Source organism: Inquilinus sp. CAU 1745 (assembly GCF_039839375.1).
In the GTDB taxonomy this organism is placed as follows: Bacteria; Pseudomonadota; Alphaproteobacteria; order DSM-16000; family Inquilinaceae; genus JBDOQU01.
Genome location: NZ_JBDOQU010000015.1, coordinates 1 through 15,433 on the forward strand (window position 1 = coordinate 1; position 15,433 = coordinate 15,433).

The following is a 15,433-nucleotide window of genomic DNA, read 5'->3' on the forward strand; positions in this document are numbered from 1 at the left end:
TGGTGCAAGACGAGCGGGAAGGGGCCAGGCCAGCATACGGTCTACCGATCGGGCGACCTCGAATCCAACGGCCTCCTTCCCGCTCCCATCATAGCAACCATCCAACACACAGGAATCCATGGGTCCGCGACGCTGCACCGCCGGCGAAGGACCGGGCCAAGCCGGAGCCTTTTCTCCTCATGGTGAGCTTGTCGAACCATGTGGGCACTGCACCCTTCGAGGTGGAGCGTCGGATGGCAGCTAAATAAACATCAAATACTAACGAATATCCTGTTAATAATTAGTCAATCCTTCATGTGAATTATCGGTATCAGCAACAATTCGGTTCGTGTTTGTAGGGAGCCAGACCGATGTTCAGACGAGCCAACAAATCCGCCGAGATCGTGGAGGGCGGCCGCTATTGCCGGTCCCGGCCCGACAGCCCGTCGGAAACCGCGCGGGTGATCGCGGTGTCGCGCGATCCTCTGGGAATTCCCCATGTCCGCTTCCACTACCATGTCGAACGCGGTTACGACGTGCTCGACGAGCAGCGGACGCTGGCGCTGAAATCATTCTCAGAATTCTTCCCGGTCGCGATTTCCGCCTGAGGGCTTTTTGTCCTCACCGCCGTTCGATCCAGGGATCGAGCGGCACATAATAATCGCCGCCGTCCCTCCGGGCGAGCCCGATGTCCTTGAGCATCCGATCGTCGAGGCCGTCCAGCCCCGTCGGACGCCGCCGGCCTGACCTTCCCAGGAACATTCTGAACAGGGCGATCGCTGCATCATGGCGATGGCCGGTTCCGAGATTCGCGCCGATGGACCGCATGGATGTCGCGATGGTCATTTGAACCTCCTAAATCACTTTAGAAGGTTATGGTTGACAGGAGTCGAATAACCTGTCAAACACTTTTTGATGGTTGAAACACAAGGCACGCTCTGGAGCAGGTACGGTTTCGTCGGCGGCGCGCTGTGCCTGGATTTCGTCAATACGGTGGCGAGCCGACCTTCGGCCGACCGCGACGATTTGCGAACCTATGAGGACCTGCTGAGGTGGGGGGTCGCCGCCGGCAGCCTCTCCCCGACGGAGGCCGAGGGCCTGCGGCGGCGCGCGACGGAGCATCCCGAAGCAGCGCGGACAGCGGCGGCACATGCCCGCTCCGTCCGGGCGGCGATGTTCGAGGCGCTGGCGGCGCGGATCGACAAGACGCCCCTGCCAGCGAAGCCGATGGCTGAGATCAACGCGGCGCTGGGAGCCGCGATGGCGCACTTGCGCCTTGCCGACGGAACCGGCGCCGGCGAGATCGGCTGGGCATGGGACACCCCGGAAGAAACGCTCGACCGGCCGCTATGGCCGGTTCTGCGGTCTCTCGCGGATGTCATGACGGAGGCGCCGGCCGACAGGCTGCGCCTCTGCGCCGGGGACAGTTGCGACTGGATGTTCCTGGACACCAGCAAGAACGGCAAGCGCTGCTGGTGCGACATGAGCGTCTGCGGCAACCGCGCCAAGGCGACGCGGCATTATAGCCGCCGGAAGGAGGGCTGAGGCGCCGACTCTCATACTGCCCTCAGGCCCGCACCACCTTGCCCGGATTCATCAGATTGTCGGGATCGAGCGCCGCCTTGATCTGGCGCATCACGGCGACAGCCTCGCCATGTTCGGCCTCCAGGAATCGCATCTTGCCGTAGCCGATGCCATGTTCGCCGGTGCAGGTGCCGCCATGAGCCAGCGCGCGGAGCACCATGCGTTCATGTAGGTCGGCGGCGCGGGCATATTCCGCCTCGTCCCCCGGCGGCAGCAGGTAGAGCAGATGGAAGTTGCCGTCGCCGACATGGCCGACGATGGGAGCCATCATGCCCGACGCCTCGACGTCCGCGACCGTCTCCGTGATGCAGTCGGCAAGGCGGGAGATTGGGACGCAGACATCGGTCGCCATCCCGTCGGAGCCGGGCTTGGTCGCCAGGACCGCGTAATAGGAATCGTGCCTGGCCTGCCATAGCCGGGACCGGTCCTCGGGCCTGGTCGCGAAGCGGAATTCCGTGCCGCCGAAATCAGCGGCGATGGCCTCCACCTGCTCCGCCTGCTCCACCACGCCGCGCTCCGTCCCGTGGAATTCGAAGAAAAGCGTCGGCGCGACCGCGTAGTCCAGCTTGGCGTAACGGTTGACCGCATCCATGGTCGCGGAATCCAGAAGCTCCATCCGCGCCACCGGCACGCCCGCCTGGACGGTCAGGATGACCGTGTTGACCGCATCCTCGATCGAGGGGAAGGGGCAGACGGCCGACGAAACGGCTTCGGGAATGCCGTGCAGCTTCAGCGTGATCTCCGTGATGATCCCCAGCGTACCCTCCGACCCGACGAAGAGCCGGGTCAGGTCATAGCCGGCGGCGGACTTTCGGGCGCGCGTGCCGGTCCGGATGATCCGCCCGTCGGCCAACACCACCGTCAACCCCAGCACGTTCTCCCGCATCGTGCCGTAGCGGACGGCGTTGGTGCCCGACGCGCGGGTGGCGGTCATCCCGCCGATCGAGGCGTCCGCGCCGGGATCGATCGGGAACATCAGCCCGGTATCGCGCAGATGGTCGTTCAACTGCTTTCGGGTGACGCCGGCCTGGACCGTGCAATCCATATCCTCCGCCGACACGCGCAGGACGGCGTTCATCCCGGACAGGTCGATGGTGATCCCGCCATGCAGCGCCACCACGCCGCCTTCCAGAGAAGTGCCCGTGCCGAACGGGATGATCGGCGTCCGGTGGGCGGCGCAGGCCCGGACGATCGCCGCCACCTCCTCCGTCGATTGCGCGAAGGCGACGGCGTCGGGCGCCATCATGGGATGGTAGCTTTCGCCCTTGCCATGCTGCTCCCGCACCGAAGCCGAAGTCGAAAGCCGGTCGCCGAGCAGCGCGCGAAGCTCCTCTATCAGCGGCCGGGGCGTGTCGATGCGATGGAGCGCCGGGTCGGCGGTCATGGGTCTGTCTCCGGACGAGGGAAGCGCTGCGGCTCACCCTAAGGCAGCGCCGCCGGAATTCCCATACCGGGTCGACTGGCGCAACCCGATCGCGGCACTATCGTTTATGAAGCAGCGATAACCCGTCCTTCAGGAGTGCCCTCATGGCCCTTACGTTCCGCCGTCTCGCCGGCGTCGCCATCATCGCAATTCTGCCCATGACACAGGCGTCGGCCCAAGAGGCGACGGTCGGCCGCGACATGGGCGCGACCAGGGAAGAGGCGATGGAGGCGCTGCGGCAGCTCAACAGCCAGGCGCGGAATCCGGCGGCGGGCGAATGCCTGCCGCGCGAGGAAGCCAACGCCGACACGCTGATGAAGATCCATACCGAGCTGATGCAGGCCAGCCTCGCCTGCACCCAGAGCTATGCCGATCCGACGCTCTACGACCAGTACCAGGCGTTCAACGCGCGCAATGAGGAGATGCTGACGGACGCCGAGGAGCGGCTGACGCGGTATTTCAACGCGACGGAAGGCGGCAATGGTCCGGCGCTGTTCGACGAATACCGGACGGCGCTGGCCAATGAGGAGAGCCAGTTCCTGAACCGCTATTCGACCGAATCCTATTGCCGCATCCGGGAGAGCCGCTTCAATTCCCTGATCGACGCGGAAGGCGATCCGCTGGAAACCTACATTACTACGTCCGCCGGAATGCAGCTCGCCCGCGACGGCTGCCTCTGAGGGACGCTAGTGTACTGAATCTAGTGCGATTCAGCTTTCAACGCTTGGGGACCAAGCGTTGAAAGCATCGCACTAGCTGGTCCGCCCGACCACCGCCAGCCTGACCGCGAGCGCGAGGAAGATCAGCCCGGAGATCCAGCCCTGGATCCGGGCTACTCCCGGCCGGGCGGCCAGATAGCGCCCGATCCCGCCGCCCGACAGGCCGACCAGCATGTTGAAGGCGGTGCCGACGATCGTGCACAGCACCCCCAGCGTCACGAGCTGGACCGCCAGCGCGCCGGCATCCGGGTCGACGAACTGCGGCAGGAAGGCGATGAAGAAGATCGCCACCTTCGGGTTCAGCACGTTGCACAGGACCCCGCCGCGGAAAATCGTCCAGGCCGACCGCCGACGCGCCGCCCGGACGTGGAGGTCGAGCATCGACGGGTTGCGGATCGCCTGCACGCCCAGCCAGGCGAGATAGCCCGCCCCGGCGAACCGGATGGCGTCGAAGGCGACCGGCGAGGCCAGCACCAGCGCCGAGACGCCGATCGCCGCCAGCACCGTGTGGACCAGGCACCCGACGCCTACCCCCAGCGCCGAAACCAGCCCCGCGCGCGGCCCCTGGGCGATGCCGTTGGCGGCGATGAACAGCATGTCGGGACCAGGCGTGACCATGAGGACGCTCACCGCGACTAGGAAGATACCGAGCGTATGGGGATCGGGCAGCATGGGAGGAAGCCTTGAATCCAGTGGAGATGAAGGCCGGACGCTAATGCGGAACCGCGCGGCGCGCTATCCGGATCTTGCGGTCGTATTCCTCGCAACTTTCCCGATGCTCGCCATGCTTGATTGTCGGCGCGCCCTCCCCGACTGTGGCGGCATGTCAGCACCTTCCAACCCTCCCCGCGCCGCCCTGGTCACCGGCGCCGCCCGCCGCATCGGGCGCGTGATAGCGCGATCCCTGGCCGATCGCGGCTGGGCGGTGGCCATCCACCACAATACCGGCGGCCCGGAGGCCGAGGATCTGGCCCGAGCGATTCGCGATGCGGGCGGGAGGGCGGCGGCGCTGGGCGCGGACCTGACGCGCGAGGCGGAGACGCGGGGCCTTATCCCCGCCGCCGTCGAGGCGCTGGGGCCGCTGACCCTGCTGGTCAACAACGCCTCCCCTTTCATGGAGGACGGAATCGGGGAGTCGCGGCGGGACCTCTGGGACCTGCATATGGAGGTCAATCTGCGCGCGCCCGTGGTGCTGACGGAAGAATTCGCCCGGCAATTGCCGGAGCACGCCGGCGGCAATGTCGTCAACCTGATCGACCAGCGGGTCTGGAACCTGACGCCGCACTACCTTTCCTATACGATCAGCAAGTCCGCCCTTTGGACGGCGACGCGGACGCTGGCCATGGCGCTGGCGCCGCGCATCCGCGTCAACGCCATCGGACCCGGCCCGACGTTGCGGAGCGACCGGCAGACGGAGGACGAGTTCCGGCGGCAATGGGAGGACATCCCGCTCCGCCGGCGCACCGATCCGGCGGAGATCGCCGCGGCGATCCAGTTCATCCTGGACGCGCCGGCAATGACGGGGCAGATGATCGCGCTGGACGGGGGAGAGCATCTGGGATGGGCGCAACACCCGTCACAGGTCCTACCAATCGAATGAAGGTCGCCCCGCAAGGCATTGAGTCGCCGGACGGATTGCGGGACGGGTGACCAAACGGTGAATTGGCCGGAGTTGTTCACATGCGACAGCATGTCCTCCCCCCAAGCTTCTTCAACCGTCAAATCCGGCAAGATGACGAAAGCATGACGGCTTGACTTTGATTTTTTCGTTTGAATTCAAATGACTATAACAATTGCACATTTTTTGGGCAAACCGTACCTCGCCTCGGAATCCCGCCGTGGGTGTCCATCCCATCACAGCTTTTCCCAAAACTTTTCCACAGGGCTGGTGGATATCAGCGCGAATGCCGGCTGCGCCATTGCCGCGAGGCCCGAAACACCCGACATGGCAATGCGATGACCAGCCCCGATCACTCCCCGCCAGCGGAAGCGCGGCGCGCCGGACCGGCGTCCCTGCCGGAGGGTCTGGCGGTGATCCAGCGGCACCTGAAGACGCTGCCCAACGGCCCCGGCGTCTACCGGATGCTGACGGAAGCGGGCGAGCCGCTCTATGTCGGCAAGGCGAGGAACCTGCGCAAGCGGGTCTACAGCTACACCCAGACCGGCAAGCATCCCGCCCGCCTGCTGCGCATGATCGCCGAGACCAGGGCCATGGAGTTCGTGGTCACCCGGTCGGAGGTCGAGGCGCTTCTTCTGGAAGCCAATCTGATCAAGCGGCTGATGCCGCGCTACAACGTGTTGCTGCGGGACGATAAGACGTTCCCGCACATCCTGATCTCCGGCGACCACCCCTACCCCCGCATCACCAAGCATCGCGGGGCGGAGACGAAGCCCGGAAAGTATTTCGGCCCCTTCGCCTCGGCCGGGGCGGTCAACCGGACGATCGTGGCGCTGCAGCGGGCCTTCCTGCTGCGCAACTGTTCGGACAATGTCTTCGCCAACCGCAGCCGCCCCTGCCTGCAATACCAGATCAAGCGCTGCACAGCGCCCTGCGTAGGCTATGTGAGCGAGGCGGAATACGCGGCCCAGGTCGCCCAGGCGGGCGCTTTCCTGACCGGCGAGAGCCAGGCGATCCAGGCCGAGTTCGGCCGCAAGATGCTGGCCGCGTCCGAGGCGATGGATTTCGAGAAGGCGGCCAAGTACCGCGATCGGATCAGGGCGCTGTCGGCGATCCACGCCCATCAGGACATCAATGTCGAGGGGATCGCGGATGCCGACGCGCTGGCCGCCCACCAGGCCGGCGGCCAGACCTGCATCCAGGTCTATTTTTTCCGCGGCGGCCGGAACTACGGCACGCGCGCCTACTTCCCCAGCCACGACAAATCGCAGGATTCGGCGGAGGTGCTGACCGCCTTCGTCAGCCAGTTCTATGATTCCAAGCCTGCGCCGAAGCATGTCCTTCTGAGCCATGAGTTGGAGGAGGCCGACCTGCTGGCCGAGGCGCTGTCGGTCCATGCCGGCCACAAGGTCCGGCTGGCCGTGCCCCGGCGCGGTGACAAGAAGCGGCTGATCGATCACGCGCTGGCCAACGCCAGGGAGGCGCTGGCCCGCCGCATGGCCGACACCGCCAGCCAGCAGCGCCTGCTGGAAGGGGTGGCCGAGGCGTTCGGGCTGGACGTCGCGCCGCGGCGCGTGGAGGTCTACGACAACAGCCATATCGGCGGGACCAATGCGATCGGCGCCATGGTCGTCGCCGGCCCGGACGGGTTCGTGAAGAACGCCTACCGGAAGTTCAATATCAAGGGACCGGTGACGCCGGGCGACGATTACGCGATGATGCGGGAGGTGCTGACCCGCCGGTTCGCCCGCGCGCTGAAGGAGGACGCCGACCGCGGCACCGCCGGCTGGCCCGACCTGGTGCTGATCGACGGCGGCCAGGGACAGCTCAGCGTCGCCTGCGAGGTGTTCGCCGATCTGGGAATCGAGGATGTGGCGCTGGTCTCCATCGCCAAGGGGCCCGATCGCGACGCGGGCCGGGAACGCTTCTTCATGCCCGGCCGCCCGCCCTTCAGCCTTGAGCCGCGCGACCCGGTGCTCTACTTCCTGCAGCGACTGCGCGACGAGGCCCACCGCTTCGCCATCGGCACACACCGGGCGCGGCGGACGAAGGCGATCGGCGTCTCGCCGATAGACGAGATCCCCGGGATCGGGCCCCGCCGCAAGAAGGCGCTGCTGATGCATTTCGGTTCCGGCCGGGCGGTCTCCAGGGCCGGACTGGCCGATCTGGAGGCGGTCGAGGGGATCAACAAAACCGTCGCAAAAAACATTTATGCCCATTTCCACCCCGAGGGCTAAAGTGCGGGCCCGACAGAGCGCTGACCTAAGATGCTGACAAGCCTACCCAACCTTCTGACCATCGCCCGGATCATCTGCATTCCGATCCTGGTGGTGCTGTTCTTCATCGACGCCGCCTGGTCGGTATGGTCCGCCTGCGCCCTGTTCACGGTGGCGGCGGCGACGGACTATCTGGACGGTTACCTGGCCCGCCGGATGTCGACCACCTCCCCCCTGGGGAAGCTGCTGGACCCGATCGCCGACAAGATGCTGGTGGCGGCGACGCTGATGCTGCTGCTGGCCTTCGACCACATCAATGGCTGGGCCGTCATCCCGGCGCTGATCATCCTGCTGCGGGAGATCCTGATCTCCGGCCTGCGCGAGTTCCTCGCCGGCATGGACGCCAAGGGCCTGCCCGTCTCCCGCCTGGCGAAATGGAAGACCGGCGTCCAGATGACCGCGCTTGCCGTGCTGATCGTCGGTCCCTACGGGCCTGCCGCGCTGCCGACCGTCGCGATCGGCGAGATCGGCGTCTGGGTGGCCGGGCTGCTGACCATCGTCACCGGCTGGGCCTATTTCCGCGAAGGCATGCGCCAGGCGCTGGAGGAAAGCCCGCCTCCCGCCGCCAAACGGGAAAGCCCGCCCAAGACCGCCGCCGGCGCCTCCTTCTGATTCCTCCTTCCGACCCTTCGATCCCGCCGAAACCCAGACACACGCTTTGAAATTCCTAAGGCGTCACTATTTCCGCCGCTTCCTGCAACCGATCAACCGGCTCCGCCTGGACCCGCCGACGGTCGCACTGACCGTCGCCATGGGGATGTTCTGGGGGCTGACGGCCAGCGTCGGCGTCCAGGTCATCGGCGTGGCGCTGTGCTGGGCGGTGGCGCGCGCGATCGACCGGCCGTTCAACTTTCCGGTCGCGATCGTGTTGACGGGCGTCACCAATCCGCTGACCATCCCGCCGATCTATTCGCTCTATTTCCTGAGCGGGTGCGCCATCATTCCCTCCTGCCATCCCGGCGTCGGCGGGATAGAGTCGGTCATCGCCCGGGTGGCCGAAGAGGGGCCGTGGAATGTTCTTCTGGAAAGCTGGCAGTTCTTCGGCATCGCCCTGCTGGGCAGCCTGCCCTACGCCATCGCCGCGACCATCGCGGGATATCATATCGGCCACTGGATCGGCGAAAGGCTGGAGAAGCGCCGCCGGCTGCGCGGCGATACGCGCCAGCGGTCGGCATAACACGGTCGCCCTCCGTCCCGCCGGGATCCGGCCATCATGAGGATCTTCGGGCTGGCCGGATGGAGCGGCAGCGGCAAGACGACGCTGGTCGGGAAGCTGATCCCGGAACTGACGGGGCGCGGGCTCGCCGTCTCCACCATCAAGCATGCCCATCATGCCTTCGACGTCGACAGCCCGGGCAAGGACAGCTACCGGCATCGGGAGGCCGGCGCCCATGAGGTGCTGGTCAGCTCCGCCAACCGGTGGGCGCTGATGCACGAACATCGCGGCGCGCCCGAACCGTCGCTTGAGGAGTTGCTGCGCCGCCTGTCGCCGGTCGATCTGGTCATCGTCGAAGGCTTCAAGCGGGAATCTCACCCGAAGCTGGAGGTCTACCGCGCCATTGTCGGAAAGCCTGCGCTCCAGCCGGAGGACCCCCATATCGTCGGGATCGCCACCGACAGGCCGGACGCGCTGGACGCGCCGGTGCCGGTGCTGGATCTGGACGACATCGCCGGGATCGCCGATCTGGTGATCCGGGAGAGCGTCGCCTGATGGCCCAGCTGACCGACGATTGCTTCGCCTTCGGCGGAAAGCTGATGCGGATCGAGGACGCGCTGACGGAGCTGGAGCGGCGGCTGCCGCCGATCGACGAGACCGAAGCCGCGCCGCTGACCGACGCGGAGGGCCGCATCCTCGCCGCCGACATCGTCGCCGGCCGGTCGGTGCCGCCGCACGACAATTCCGCCGTGGATGGCTATGCGGTCCGGTTCGCCGACCTGGCCGCCGACGGCCCGACCCGTCTTCCCCTGGCGGGGCGGGTCGCGGCGGGGCATCCCCTTGCGGACCCTCTCCCGGCCGGATCGGCCCTGCGCGCCTTCACGGGCGCGGCCCTGCCCTCCGGGGTGGACACTGTGCTGATGCAGGAGGATTGCGAGGTCGACGGCGACACCGTCTCCATCCCGCCCGGCATCCGGAAGGGCGCGAACTACCGGCTGGCAGGGGAGGATGTGGCCGAGGGTTCGACCATCCTCGAGCGCGGCAGGCGGCTGCGGCCGGCCGATCTGGGCCTCGCCGCCTCGATCGGCCTGGCGGAACTGCCGGTCTTTCGCCGCCTCAAGGTCGCCCTCTTCTCCACCGGCGACGAAGTGCGGGAGCCGGGGACAACGACCCCGGAGGGCGCGATCTACGACGCCAACCGCTTCACCCTCCACGGGCTGTTGCGGCGGCTGGGGTGCGAGATCACCGACCTTGGCATCCTGCCGGACGATGCCGGCCGCCTTCGCCGGGCGCTGGGCGACGCCGCGTCCGGACACGATTTGCTGATGACCTCCGGCGGCGTGTCGGGCGGCGAGGAGGACCACGTCAAGCAAGCGGTGGAGCAGGCGGGCGGCGCGGTCCATGCCTGGCGGCTGGCGATCAAGCCCGGCCGGCCGGTGGCGCTGGGACAGATCGGCTCCACCGCCTTCATCGGCCTGCCCGGCAATCCCGTGGCGGTGCTGGTGACCTTCCTGCTTGTGGCGCGACCGCTGCTGCTGCGCCGCGCCGGGGCCGAGCGCACCGCCCCGCGCCTCTTTCCCGTGACCGCCGCCTTCGGCTACCGGAAGAAGAAGGACCGCCGGGAATATGTCCGGGTGACGCTGGAGACCGGCGAGGACGGCCGCCCCCGCGCGGTCAAGCATCCGAGGGACGGCGCGGGAATCCTGAGTTCGGTGGTGGAGTCGGACGGGCTGGTGGAGCTGGGGGAGGAGGTGACCGAGATTCGCCCTGGCGAAACCGTCAGCTTCCTTTCCTTCGACGGTTTCTGACCGGCGGCCCGGCGTCAGCCATGTTCGGGAACAGGTCCGGCTGGCGCAGGTTGAGTTCGATCTCCCGGGCATAGGTCTCCAGCCGCTGGGCGGAGAGCCTGTCGCGCTTCACCTTCTTGGCGGCGCGCAGTTCCTCAGCCGCTTCCCTGAGCGCCCGCGCCATGTCGCCGAACAGGTCGGCGTCCCGATCATTGAACCTTGCCGTCATGCCTACTTACCAAGTTACGGTAAGAGTCTTATCATAAGTATCTGGAATCTTTCGTGACAATCCCCTTTGTGGCTAGCGATGCTCTCCTTTGGCCTTGCACGGACGCCATAAGAGAGTACGCATGAACCCTGGAAATGTAGCCACCGGATACTACGGCCGATGAGACTGCTTTATTTCGCATGGCTGCGCACAAAGATCGGCGTGGCGGAGGAAGAGGTGTCCCCGCCGGCCGATGTGCGGGACGTGGCCGGGCTGATCGTCTGGCTGAAGGGGCGCGGTCCCGCCTATGCGGAGGCTCTGGCCCATGAAAGCGTCGTCAAGGTCGCGGTCAACCAGGAGTTCGCCGCGCCGTCCTCCCCCATCGAGCCGGGGGACGAGGTCGCTTTGTTCCCGCCGGTGACCGGGGGCTGAGATGGCGGTCCGGGTGCAGCGGGAGGATTTCGATCCGGGGGCGGAGGTTACCGCGCTGACAGCCGGGAACGCCGGCATCGGCAGCATCGTCAGCTTCGTCGGCCTTGTCCGTGACATGGCCGGGGACAGCCCGATCCGGTCGATGACGCTGGAGCATTATCCCGGCATGACGGAGCGCAAGTTGCGGGAGATCGAGGAGGAGGCCAACCGCCGCTGGCCGCTCGACGCTTCGCTGATCGTCCATCGCTATGGGAAGCTGGAGCCGGGGGAGAGGATCGTCCTGGTCGCCGCCGCCTCCCCCCACCGCGACGCCGCCTTCGACGCCTGCCGCTTCCTGATCGACTGGCTGAAGACCCAAGCGCCCTTCTGGAAACAGGAGGAGACGCCGGACGGCCCGCGCTGGGTGGAGGCCAAGGCGTCCGACAACGAGGCCGCGGAGCGCTGGCGAGGATGAAGGCCCCTCACCCAACCCTCTCCCCGGAGGGGCGAGGGCTACCAACTTGACCCTCTCCCACTTGTGGGAGAGGGAGGGACCCGCGAAGCGGGAGGGTGAGGGTGGTTGTTACTCCGCCGCCTGTGCCTCCGCCGCGACAGGGCGCCTGACTTCCTCGTCATAGGCGGCCATCAGCGTCTGGGTGATGCGGGCGGGAGTGAAGATCCTGCCGTCGATCTCACCGACCGGCGTCACCTCCGCCGCCGTGCCTGTCAGGAAGATTTCCGTCGCGGTCGCCAGATCCTCCGGCCGGATTGCCCGTTCGACCACGTCCATGCCGTTCCGGCGGGCGAGATCGATGACCGTCCGCCGCGTGATGCCATCCAGGAAGCAATCGGGCGTCGGCGTGTGGATTTTGCCATCGATGACCATGAAGATGTTGGCGCCCGTCGCCTCGGCGATCTGGCCGCGATAGTCCAGCATCAGCGCGTCGTGATAACCCTGCTGTTCCGCCAGATGCTTGCTCATGGTGCAGATCATGTAGAGGCCGGCGGCCTTGGAGCGCACGGGCGCCGTGGTCGGGGCGGGGCGCGCCCAACTGGAGGTCTGGAGCCTGATCCCCTTCAGCCGCGCTTCCGGCGAGAAATAGCTGGGCCATTCCCAGGTCGCGATGGCGAGATGGATGGTGTTGTGCTGGGCGGAGACGCCCATCATCTCCGACCCGCGCCAGGCGACCGGGCGGACATAGCCGTCGACGATGTTGTTGTCCCGGACGACCATCATGGTCGCGGCGTCGATCTCCGCCACCGTGTAGGGCAGGTCGAAGCCCAGGATCTTCGCGGAATCGATCAGGCGCTGGGAATGTTCCGACAGCTTGAAGACCTGGCCGCCATAGACGCGCTCGCCCTCGAACACGCTGGAGGCATAGTGCAGCCCATGGGTCAGGACATGCACCTTGGCGTCCCGCCACGGACCCAGCTTGCCGTCCTGCCAGATGGTGCCCTCACGATCGTCGAATGGAACAAGCGCCATGATCACAGCCTTCGTTTATTCTAAAATTTCTCAACTAACGTCACTTATGTAACGTTCATCTCGTGACTGTGTCAATAATCCTGACGTATCATCAGCCTTGCACCCAACGCGTGATTGATATGAAGCCCGCACATGACCGACCTGAAGCCCATCGTAAATCCGCTGTTCCTGAGGGAAGAGGAATTGCGGCAGGGGATCGAGCTGCTGTTCTACGCCTATCGTGATTTCACGGCCGAACCTGACGCGATGCTGGCCCTGCTGGGGCTGGGCCGCGCCCATCACCGGGTGATCTATTTCGTCGGCCGGCACCCCGGCATCACGGTGACAGAGCTTCTGAAGATCCTCCGCATCACCAAGCAGAGCCTGTCGCGGGTGCTGGGGGATCTGGTCGGCAAGGGCTATGTCATCCAGAAGCAGGGCACGCGGGACCGCCGTCAGCGACTTCTGGAGCTGACCGAGCAGGGGAAAGAGCTGGAGCGCGACCTGTCGGAGAACCAGCGGCGGCGCATCGCGCGGGCCTACCGGCAGGCCGGGGCGGAGGCGGTCGAGGGGTTCCGGCTGGTGCTGGCCGGGATCATGGAGCCCGAACAGGCCCCCGCGTCCGCCGCCGGCGGGAAGGCGGAGCGCCGCCGGTGACATTCTCTCGGCGTCGCCCTGCCCGGGGGACACAGCCGCCGCGCCGGATGCTAGATTGGCCGCGATGATGTCCGAGAAGCCTCATATCCTGGTGATCGACGACGACCGTCGCCTGCGGGAGTTGCTGCGGCGCTATCTGTCGGACAACGGCTTCCTGGTGACAATGGCCGGCGACGCCGCCGAGGCGCGGGCGAAACTGGCCTCCATCCGCTTCGATTTGATGGTCGTCGACGTGATGATGCCGGGCGAAAGCGGGCTGGAGCTGACGCAGTCGATGCGCGACGCGGCGGAGACGCCGATCCTGCTGCTGACGGCGATGGGCGAGGCCGACGACAGGATCAGGGGGCTGGAGAGCGGCGCGGACGACTATCTGACCAAGCCGTTCGAGCCGCGCGAGCTGCTTCTGCGGATCAATGCGATCCTGCGGCGCGTGGTCGCGCCCCGGCCCGTCGCCCGGCCCGCCGCCGGCCCGATCCGTCTGGGCGCGGTCCGCTTCGACCCGGTGCGGGAGGAGTTGTGGCGCGGCGAGGAACGCATTCGCCTGACGACGGCGGAGGCGAGCCTGCTGTCCGTCCTGGCGGAGAATGCCGGGGCCGTGCTGTCGCGGGAGGAGCTGACGGAGCGCAGCCGCGTCACCGGCAACGCCCGCACCGTCGATGTCCAGGTCACTAGGCTGCGGCGCAAGATCGAGCCCGACCCCCGGATGCCGCGCTACCTGCACACCGTGCGCGGGGAGGGCTATATCTTGAGGCCCGACGGCTGATGGCCGAGGAAGCCACCCAGCCGCCCCGCCGTTCGGGGCTTCGCGGCCCCGCCGGCTACGGCGCGCGGCGGCGGCCGGCGATCAAGCGGCTGCTGCCCCGGACGCTGTTCGGCCGGTCGCTGATGATCATCGTGACGCCGATGCTGCTGATGCAGGCGATCGCGACCTTCTATTTCTTCGACACCCATTGGGACGAGATGACCAAGCGGCTGGCCGAGGGCGTGGCCGGCGAGGTGCGGTTCCTCATCAGCGAAAGCCGGGATTTGCCGCCGGCCGAGCGGCGGGCGCTGTTCTCCCAGGCGTCGCGCACCATGTCGCTGCTGGTGTCGTTCGAACCGGACGGCGCGCTGGGCGAGGTTCCGGAAGTCTTCGATTTCGAGAATCTGGCCGGCCAGATCACCAGCGCGCTGGACGAGCGCCTGAGCCAGCCCTTCACGGTGACGACCAACGTCGCGGAGGAATGGGTCGTCGTCCGCATCCTGCTGGAGGACGGGGTGCTGGAGGTGGTGGTGCCGCGCCGGCGGCTGTTCAGTTCCACCAGCCGGGTGTTCATCCTGTGGCTGCTGGGATCGGGCTTCGTGCTGCTGACCGTCGCGATCGTTTTCATGCGCAACCAGATCAGGCCGATCCGCCGCCTCGCCATCGCCGCCGACGGGCTGGGCAAGGGTCGCGACGTGCCCTCCCTCAAGCCCGAGGGCGCGCAGGAGGTGAGGCAGGCGGCGCGGGCCTTCCTGATCATGCAGGAACGCATCCAGCGGCAGATCACTCAGCGGACGGAGATGCTGGCAGGCGTCAGCCACGATCTGCGCACGCCGTTGACCCGGATGAAGCTGCAACTGGCGATCCTGGGCGACAATCCGGAAACGGAGGAGCTGCGCGCCGACGTCACCGACATGGAGAGGATGATCGAGGGCTATCTGGCGTTCGCCCGGGGCGAGGGCGCGGAGCCGCCGGCGCCGACGGACCTCCAGACTCTGCTCGGCGACGTGGTGGCGGCCGCCCGGCGGGAGGGGGCGACCATCGATTTCAGGATGGATTCCCGCCCGCTCATCCTGTCGCTCCGGCCGCAGGCGGTGCGGCGGTGCCTGGCGAACCTGCTGTCGAACGCCCGCCGCCACGCCGACCATATCCAGGTGACTGCGGGGCTGGACGAGGACACCGCCGTGATCGTGATCGACGATGACGGCCCCGGCATTCCCGAGGAGCAACTGGAGGACGTGTTCCGCCCCTTCTTCCGCCTGGACCGGTCCCGCAACAAGGAAACGGGCGGCACCGGCCTCGGCCTCACCATCGCCCGCGACGTGGCCCGCGGCCATGGCGGCGACATCGCCCTGTCCCGCAGCCCGCAAGGCGGCCTCCGCTGTGTGATCCGCCTGCCGGTTTAGAT

19 protein-coding genes are annotated in these 15,433 nt (G+C 66.9%); 14 read left to right on the top strand and 5 right to left on the bottom strand.

What is annotated here, in order from left to right; translation table 11 throughout:
• Window positions 1-350: 350 nt before the first annotated feature.
• Entirely contained in the window at window positions 351-587 is a 237-nt protein-coding gene (locus AAFN89_RS16055) for a hypothetical protein (RefSeq protein WP_347540144.1), read from the top strand.
• Window positions 588-600: 13 nt separating this feature from the next.
• On the opposite strand, the gene AAFN89_RS16060 is transcribed toward AAFN89_RS16055, so the two are convergent.
• Window positions 601-825 (bottom strand): hypothetical protein, encoded by a 225-nt coding sequence (locus AAFN89_RS16060; RefSeq protein ID WP_347540145.1) that lies wholly within the window; start codon window positions 823-825, stop codon window positions 601-603.
• Between the two features lie 69 nt (window positions 826-894).
• Here AAFN89_RS16060 and AAFN89_RS16065 point away from each other — a divergent pair, with 69 nt between their 5' ends.
• Window positions 895-1,524: an ABATE domain-containing protein gene (locus tag AAFN89_RS16065; RefSeq protein ID WP_347540146.1), complete on the top strand. Its 630-nt coding sequence runs from the start codon at window positions 895-897 to the stop codon at window positions 1,522-1,524.
• Between the two features lie 22 nt (window positions 1,525-1,546).
• Here the strand turns inward: AAFN89_RS16065 and AAFN89_RS16070 are convergent, their stop codons facing one another.
• Entirely contained in the window at window positions 1,547-2,947 is a 1,401-nt protein-coding gene (locus tag AAFN89_RS16070) for an FAD-linked oxidase C-terminal domain-containing protein (RefSeq protein WP_347540147.1), read from the bottom strand.
• Between the two features lie 143 nt (window positions 2,948-3,090).
• On the opposite strand from AAFN89_RS16070, the gene AAFN89_RS16075 reads away from it, so the two are divergent.
• Window positions 3,091-3,666: a hypothetical protein gene (locus tag AAFN89_RS16075; RefSeq protein ID WP_347540148.1), complete on the top strand. Its 576-nt coding sequence runs from the start codon at window positions 3,091-3,093 to the stop codon at window positions 3,664-3,666.
• Between the two features lie 72 nt (window positions 3,667-3,738).
• On the opposite strand, the gene AAFN89_RS16080 is transcribed toward AAFN89_RS16075, so the two are convergent.
• The gene (locus AAFN89_RS16080) at window positions 3,739-4,377 is read right to left on the bottom strand and encodes a LysE family translocator (protein WP_347540149.1); all 639 of its coding nucleotides are present in this window, start codon (window positions 4,375-4,377) and stop codon (window positions 3,739-3,741) included.
• 151 nt (window positions 4,378-4,528) lie between these two features.
• On the opposite strand from AAFN89_RS16080, the gene AAFN89_RS16085 reads away from it, so the two are divergent.
• The 6 genes from AAFN89_RS16085 (at window position 4,529) to glp (ending at window position 10,563) form a co-directional block, all read left to right on the top strand.
• On the top strand, window positions 4,529-5,305 hold the full coding sequence (locus AAFN89_RS16085) for an SDR family oxidoreductase (protein ID WP_347540150.1): 777 nt from the start codon (window positions 4,529-4,531) through the stop codon (window positions 5,303-5,305).
• Window positions 5,306-5,661: 356 nt separating this feature from the next.
• A complete protein-coding gene (gene uvrC, locus AAFN89_RS16090) occupies window positions 5,662-7,560 on the top strand; it encodes an excinuclease ABC subunit UvrC (RefSeq protein ID WP_347540152.1) in 1,899 nt (632 codons plus the stop codon).
• 30 nt (window positions 7,561-7,590) lie between these two features.
• A complete protein-coding gene (gene pgsA / locus AAFN89_RS16095; protein ID WP_347540153.1) occupies window positions 7,591-8,211 on the top strand; it encodes a CDP-diacylglycerol--glycerol-3-phosphate 3-phosphatidyltransferase in 621 nt (206 codons plus the stop codon).
• 46 nt (window positions 8,212-8,257) lie between these two features.
• Window positions 8,258-8,776 (top strand): DUF2062 domain-containing protein, encoded by a 519-nt coding sequence (locus AAFN89_RS16100; RefSeq protein ID WP_347540154.1) that lies wholly within the window; start codon window positions 8,258-8,260, stop codon window positions 8,774-8,776.
• Between the two features lie 36 nt (window positions 8,777-8,812).
• The gene (gene mobB / locus AAFN89_RS16105) at window positions 8,813-9,310 is read left to right on the top strand and encodes a molybdopterin-guanine dinucleotide biosynthesis protein B (protein ID WP_347540156.1); all 498 of its coding nucleotides are present in this window, start codon (window positions 8,813-8,815) and stop codon (window positions 9,308-9,310) included.
• Window positions 9,310-10,563 carry a gephyrin-like molybdotransferase Glp gene (gene glp / locus AAFN89_RS16110; RefSeq protein WP_347540158.1) on the top strand — a complete coding sequence of 418 codons (1,254 nt, stop codon included), beginning with the start codon at window positions 9,310-9,312 and terminating at the stop codon, window positions 10,561-10,563. Before mobB ends, glp begins: the two co-directional genes overlap by 1 nt.
• Here the strand turns inward: glp and AAFN89_RS16115 are convergent.
• Complete coding sequence (locus AAFN89_RS16115) at window positions 10,535-10,771, bottom strand: hypothetical protein (RefSeq protein ID WP_347540159.1); 237 nt, start codon at window positions 10,769-10,771, stop codon at window positions 10,535-10,537. The genes glp and AAFN89_RS16115 overlap by 29 nt on opposite strands.
• A gap of 159 nt (window positions 10,772-10,930) precedes the next feature.
• On the opposite strand from AAFN89_RS16115, the gene moaD reads away from it, so the two are divergent.
• Together moaD and AAFN89_RS16125 are read left to right on the top strand one after the other, a co-directional pair.
• Complete coding sequence (gene moaD, locus AAFN89_RS16120) at window positions 10,931-11,182, top strand: molybdopterin converting factor subunit 1 (protein ID WP_347540160.1); 252 nt, start codon at window positions 10,931-10,933, stop codon at window positions 11,180-11,182.
• 1 nt (window position 11,183) lies between these two features.
• Complete coding sequence (locus AAFN89_RS16125) at window positions 11,184-11,636, top strand: molybdenum cofactor biosynthesis protein MoaE (protein ID WP_347540161.1); 453 nt, start codon at window positions 11,184-11,186, stop codon at window positions 11,634-11,636.
• 108 nt (window positions 11,637-11,744) lie between these two features.
• Here the strand turns inward: AAFN89_RS16125 and AAFN89_RS16130 are convergent, their stop codons facing one another.
• Window positions 11,745-12,647 (bottom strand): branched-chain amino acid aminotransferase, encoded by a 903-nt coding sequence (locus tag AAFN89_RS16130; RefSeq protein WP_347540162.1) that lies wholly within the window; start codon window positions 12,645-12,647, stop codon window positions 11,745-11,747.
• A 132-nt stretch (window positions 12,648-12,779) separates the two neighbouring features.
• On the opposite strand from AAFN89_RS16130, the gene AAFN89_RS16135 reads away from it, so the two are divergent.
• The 3 genes from AAFN89_RS16135 to AAFN89_RS16145 all read left to right on the top strand — a co-directional run bounded on the left by AAFN89_RS16135 (window position 12,780) and on the right by AAFN89_RS16145 (window position 15,431).
• Window positions 12,780-13,283: a MarR family transcriptional regulator gene (locus AAFN89_RS16135; protein ID WP_347540163.1), complete on the top strand. Its 504-nt coding sequence runs from the start codon at window positions 12,780-12,782 to the stop codon at window positions 13,281-13,283.
• Window positions 13,284-13,347: 64 nt separating this feature from the next.
• A complete protein-coding gene (locus AAFN89_RS16140; protein ID WP_347540164.1) occupies window positions 13,348-14,046 on the top strand; it encodes a response regulator transcription factor in 699 nt (232 codons plus the stop codon).
• Complete coding sequence (locus tag AAFN89_RS16145) at window positions 14,046-15,431, top strand: ATP-binding protein (RefSeq protein WP_347540165.1); 1,386 nt, start codon at window positions 14,046-14,048, stop codon at window positions 15,429-15,431. The genes AAFN89_RS16140 and AAFN89_RS16145 overlap by 1 nt, the downstream gene beginning before the upstream one ends.
• Window positions 15,432-15,433 lie beyond the last annotated feature (2 nt).

Bases quoted from the DNA above. Each gene is read 5' to 3' on its own strand.
- AAFN89_RS16055 (WP_347540144.1), top strand. From the start codon at position 351: ATGTTCAGACGAGCCAACAAATCCGCCGAGATCGTGGAGGGCGGCCGC.
- AAFN89_RS16060 (WP_347540145.1), bottom strand. From the start codon at position 825: ATGACCATCGCGACATCCATGCGGTCCATCGGCGCGAATCTCGGAACC.
- AAFN89_RS16065 (WP_347540146.1), top strand. From the start codon at position 895: ATGGTTGAAACACAAGGCACGCTCTGGAGCAGGTACGGTTTCGTCGGC.
- AAFN89_RS16070 (WP_347540147.1), bottom strand. From the start codon at position 2,947: ATGACCGCCGACCCGGCGCTCCATCGCATCGACACGCCCCGGCCGCTG.
- AAFN89_RS16075 (WP_347540148.1), top strand. From the start codon at position 3,091: ATGGCCCTTACGTTCCGCCGTCTCGCCGGCGTCGCCATCATCGCAATT.
- AAFN89_RS16080 (WP_347540149.1), bottom strand. From the start codon at position 4,377: ATGCTGCCCGATCCCCATACGCTCGGTATCTTCCTAGTCGCGGTGAGC.
- AAFN89_RS16085 (WP_347540150.1), top strand. From the start codon at position 4,529: ATGTCAGCACCTTCCAACCCTCCCCGCGCCGCCCTGGTCACCGGCGCC.
- uvrC (WP_347540152.1), top strand. From the start codon at position 5,662: ATGACCAGCCCCGATCACTCCCCGCCAGCGGAAGCGCGGCGCGCCGGA.
- pgsA (WP_347540153.1), top strand. From the start codon at position 7,591: ATGCTGACAAGCCTACCCAACCTTCTGACCATCGCCCGGATCATCTGC.
- mobB (WP_347540156.1), top strand. From the start codon at position 8,813: ATGAGGATCTTCGGGCTGGCCGGATGGAGCGGCAGCGGCAAGACGACG.
- glp (WP_347540158.1), top strand. From the start codon at position 9,310: ATGGCCCAGCTGACCGACGATTGCTTCGCCTTCGGCGGAAAGCTGATG.
- AAFN89_RS16115 (WP_347540159.1), bottom strand. From the start codon at position 10,771: ATGACGGCAAGGTTCAATGATCGGGACGCCGACCTGTTCGGCGACATG.
- moaD (WP_347540160.1), top strand. From the start codon at position 10,931: ATGAGACTGCTTTATTTCGCATGGCTGCGCACAAAGATCGGCGTGGCG.
- AAFN89_RS16125 (WP_347540161.1), top strand. From the start codon at position 11,184: ATGGCGGTCCGGGTGCAGCGGGAGGATTTCGATCCGGGGGCGGAGGTT.
- AAFN89_RS16130 (WP_347540162.1), bottom strand. From the start codon at position 12,647: ATGGCGCTTGTTCCATTCGACGATCGTGAGGGCACCATCTGGCAGGAC.
- AAFN89_RS16135 (WP_347540163.1), top strand. From the start codon at position 12,780: ATGACCGACCTGAAGCCCATCGTAAATCCGCTGTTCCTGAGGGAAGAG.
- AAFN89_RS16140 (WP_347540164.1), top strand. From the start codon at position 13,348: ATGATGTCCGAGAAGCCTCATATCCTGGTGATCGACGACGACCGTCGC.
- AAFN89_RS16145 (WP_347540165.1), top strand. From the start codon at position 14,046: ATGGCCGAGGAAGCCACCCAGCCGCCCCGCCGTTCGGGGCTTCGCGGC.